Source organism: Archangium sp. (assembly GCF_036388035.1).
Taxonomy (GTDB): domain Bacteria; phylum Myxococcota; class Myxococcia; order Myxococcales; family Myxococcaceae; genus Archangium.
On the sequence record NZ_DASVSO010000969.1, the window covers coordinates 1 to 3,235 of the forward strand.

Here is a 3,235-nt window from a genome sequence, read left to right on the forward strand (position 1 = left end):
CCTGCGCTACGGGACGAGGCTGCGCGGGCGGAGCCGCCACGGGCGCGCGAGGGCCGGGGAGCGCCTGCGCCTGGGTGGCGGGGGCGACGCGAGGCGGAGGGGCGACGTTCGCCTGGGGCGCGGTGCCAGGAGCGACAGGCCGAGGAGCGGCCACGGGGCCCGGAGTCCGGGTCGCCGGAGCCACGGCGGGCGGGCGGGGGGCCGCGGAGGTGGTGGGCGCGCGAGCGGCCGGGGAGGCGGGAGCCGCGACAGGGCGTGCGGGTGCGCTCCCACTGGCGGTGGGGGCGCCCAGGATGCGCATGATGCCGGAGAGCACCGCCTCGATGCCCCCGCCCTTGAGGATGTAGGCATCCGCGCCCGAGTTCCGGGTCTTGGCCGCCAGTTCCTCCTCGGAGATATCCGAGTAGAGTACCAGCTTGGAGGTGACCTTCTTCTGCGTGCGGAGGTACTCGACGACGTCATCGCCGAACATCTCCGGCATGTTCACGTCCATGAGGATGAGCGCGAACGGTCCCTCGGTGAGCTTCTGGTCGAGGCTCGCCAGGTCGGTGGCTCCGGTGGCTTGGTAGCCAACCGAGCCCAAAGCCCGGACCGTGAGCTCCACCAGCATTGGGCTATCATCGATGACCAGTACGCGAGACATCTGCCTCCTCAGGAATACGGCTGCAACCCTACACCGTTGAGACGGCCCGGACCATGTGATTCGGTCCACCCTTGACCCTCTTCGCTAGCCTCCGGATACTTTGGCGCCTTGAACACCACTCCCCTTCAGCGTGCGCTCCGGAAGGCGCCCGACCGTGCCATCGCAGGCCAGGCCCGGCCGGAGCAGGAATTCTTCTGCTTCCGCGTGGGCGACCTTCGCATGGGCGTTCCCAGTGAGAACGTCCTCGAGGTCATCCGTACCGGGCTCCTCACGCCCCTGCCTCGGACCCCGTCCTTCCTCCTCGGTGTTACCGGCCATCGCGGTGAGGTACTCCCCGTGGTGGATCTCCTGCGCTTCCTTGGCAAGGGGGAGGCCCGCGTAGGGCCGAGGACCCGACTCTTCATCGGCACCAGCGGCAACTACCGCGTCGGTGTGGTGGCGGACTCGGTGCTCGGCCTGCGCCGGGTGCTCGTGGCCGACATCCTTCCTCCTCCCCTGGGCGGGGACTCAGCGGCCGAGCACCTGCTCGGTGTCGCCGAGGGCGGTACGCTCGGGGAGGCGGTGGCCTTCCTCAACTTCACCAAGCTGCTGCAGAACGCGCGGCAGCGGGCGGTGGTGCGATGATCGGCTACGACGATCCGGTGGTCGAGGCCGAGGCCAACGAGGTCGACGTCCTCTTCTTCGAGGTCGGCGACATCGTCTACGGCACCGACGCCTCGGTGGTGCTGCGCATCGACCGCTCCCACCCCGAGGATCTGGCGGTGGCGGAGCTCGGCGGGCTCAAGCGCGGCAACCGCGCGCTCGTCTTCGAGACCCCCGAAGGGGAGGGCCACCTCAAGGTGGATGCCATCCGGGGTGTTCGCCCCGTCCCCATCATGGACTTGCGGAGGCTGCCCCCAGCGGTCTCCGCGGCGTCGTACGCGGTCGGAGTGTTCCTCGATGAGGAGCGCCCCGTGATGCTGATCGATCTTGTTGAAACCTTGAATTCTCAAGGAAGGCACTGAAGGCAATGTCCCCTGTTGATCCGAAGAACGAAGTTGTCGGGATGGAGGGCGTCGCCGCCCCTCGTTCGAAGAAGGCCGCCCCGCTCAAGCCCATCACCGACACCGTCATCGCGGTGCTGGCGGGCAACCTCGAGGCGCGCGTTCCGAAGAACGCCGTAGAGGACGATGCCGCGGATCTGGCCAACCTCTTCAACCAGCTCCTGGACCGTCACGCCGCCGCCGAGCGCCGCAAGCAGGTGGCCGCGCAGGAGATTGATCAGGCCATCGACGCGCTGATCACCCTGGTGCGCGAGGGCGACCTGGCCCAGTGGAACACCTCCACCGAGGACCCCCAGCTTGGGCCCCTCCTCGAGGGCTTCGGCAAGGTGATCGAGACGCTGCGCACCTTCGTGCGGGAGATCAACGAGGCGGCCCTGCGCCTGTCCTCGTCCGCCAACCAGGTGCTCGCCGCCTCCACGCAGCACGAGACGAGCTCCACCGAGCAGGCCGCGGCCATCCACGAGACCACGGCCACGATGGAAGAGCTCAAGCACGCCTCGGCGCAGATCGCCGAGAACGCCGGCAGCGTGGCGCGCGTGGCCGAGGAGACCCTGGGTGCCGCTCGCGCGGGCCGGGGCGCCATCGGCGAGTTCATCCAGGCCATGCAGCAGATCCGCAGCGACGGCGTCGCCGTGGCGGACTCCATCACCAAGCTGTCCAAGCGCGTGGAGCGCATCGGCACGGTGGTCGAGGTGATCGACGAGATCGCCGACCGCTCGGACCTGCTCGCGCTCAACGCCGCCCTCGAGGGCAGCCGCGCCGGTGAGGCCGGCAAGGGCTTCTCCATCGTCGCGGCCGAGATGCGCCGCCTGGCGGAGAACGTCATGGAGTCCACCAAGGAGATCAAGAACCTGATCACCGAGATCCGCGAGGCCACGGCCGCGGCGGGCTCGGCGGCGGACGCCTCCAAGGAGGCCACGGAGTCCGGCGAGAAGCTGGGCGCGGTGGCGGCGCAGGCGGTCGAGGGCATCCTCGCCGGCGTGCAGGAGACGAGTGACGCGGCTCGCGTCATCAACCTCGCCACGCAGCAGCAGCGCACGGCCACCGAGCAGGTGGTGGCCTCCATGGCGGAGATCGAGGACGTCACGCGTCAGACCACCCAGGCCTCCAAGCAGGCCACGGGTGCGGCCGCCGAGCTCACGCAGCTCGCGGGTCGTCTGGCGGAGCTCATCAAGCGCTTCAAGGCCGACTAACGAGGAGGAGGAGGGGCAAGGCGGGGCGGTCCTCCGTTCTGAAGCCCTCCGTCCATGGACACCGAGTCCCTCAAGAGATCCCTCCTGCAGAAGTTCCAGGAGGTCAGCGCCGACCGTCTCCAGAAGATCCAGCTGGGCGTTCTCGATTTGGAGAAGCCCACCGCGGATCAGGCGGCGGACGAGGTCGCGCGCGAGCTGCACACGATGAAGGGCGAGGCCCGCATGCTGGGCCTGGCCGCTATCGGTCAGGTCGCGCACGCGGCCGAGGACGTGCTGCGCGCCGAGCGCGACGGGAAGGCCGCCACCGAGGTGGCCACGGACCTCCTGTTGCGCGCGTGCGACATCATCTCCGACCT

At 69.4% G+C, this 3,235-nt stretch carries 5 protein-coding genes; 4 read left to right on the forward strand and 1 reads right to left on the reverse strand.

The genetic code is table 11. The features are described 5' to 3' along the window. On the reverse strand, window positions 1-643 hold a 643-nt coding region (locus VF697_RS40040; RefSeq protein WP_331103543.1), incomplete at its 3' end, for a response regulator. A gap of 108 nt (window positions 644-751) precedes the next feature. On the opposite strand from VF697_RS40040, the gene VF697_RS40045 reads away from it, so the two are divergent. The 4 genes from VF697_RS40045 to VF697_RS40060 form a co-directional block, all read left to right on the forward strand. Further along, the gene (locus VF697_RS40045) at window positions 752-1,267 is read left to right on the forward strand and encodes a chemotaxis protein CheW (RefSeq protein WP_331103545.1); all 516 of its coding nucleotides are present in this window, start codon (window positions 752-754) and stop codon (window positions 1,265-1,267) included. Then, window positions 1,264-1,647, forward strand: coding sequence for a Frizzy aggregation protein FrzB (locus tag VF697_RS40050; protein ID WP_331103547.1), 384 nt, complete (start codon window positions 1,264-1,266; stop codon window positions 1,645-1,647). Before VF697_RS40045 ends, VF697_RS40050 begins: the two co-directional genes overlap by 4 nt. 41 nt (window positions 1,648-1,688) lie before the next feature. After that, on the forward strand, window positions 1,689-2,879 hold the full coding sequence (locus VF697_RS40055; RefSeq protein WP_331103549.1) for a methyl-accepting chemotaxis protein: 1,191 nt from the start codon (window positions 1,689-1,691) through the stop codon (window positions 2,877-2,879). Window positions 2,880-2,933: 54 nt separating this feature from the next. Beyond that, window positions 2,934-3,235 (forward strand): Hpt domain-containing protein (locus VF697_RS40060; RefSeq protein ID WP_331103550.1); only part of this gene is annotated, 302 nt, incomplete at its 3' end.